The 548-nt window shown below is 42.5% G+C and carries 1 pseudogene; it reads left to right on the top strand.

The window, feature by feature from the left end:
- A pseudogene (locus R8N49_RS29700) lies at nucleotides 1-548 on the top strand (polymer-forming cytoskeletal protein); the annotation flags it as partial.

Raw genomic sequence — 548 nt, 5'->3', positions numbered from 1 at the left:
GGAAAAAGAGATAACATTAAAAGCAGATTATGGAATTGTGTTAGAGGGGAATAATACAATTGGTGAACCCAATAAACGTATCTCGCTACACGCCCTCGCTACCGGATTAACGGTTAACAATGAGAAAGCATCAAACCTCGACGATTACCAAAACAAGCACACTGTTATCTATGGTGATCTTCTATCGGCTTATCCAACAAAGCTGCATAACGTTCTCATCGATGGGGATATAGTGCTAACGGGGTCGACGCTTCATATTGACGGTAAGTACAACACCATTATTGGTAAAATTTTGACTCACAGTACGACCGATATATTCAATACTAACGTTTGTGGCACCATTGAATCAAAAGGCCATCAATTGCATCTCAAGACGAATCACCCTTTCCAACAACATTTCGTCGTCGGTGATATTGTGGCGCACAGTTCTCTGCTTATTGATGATATGGCGGTTTACGGCACGACGGAGTCCAAAGGTGCATCTGCCGCACTGAACGGTTCGTTCTACGCGAAAGATACTGCGATTAAGTACTTCCAGACATTAAACT

The organism is Vibrio sp. 1978 (genome assembly GCF_033344345.1).
Note: the sequence above shows the minus strand (reverse complement) of the source record. Positions and strands in the feature narration are given on the sequence as shown.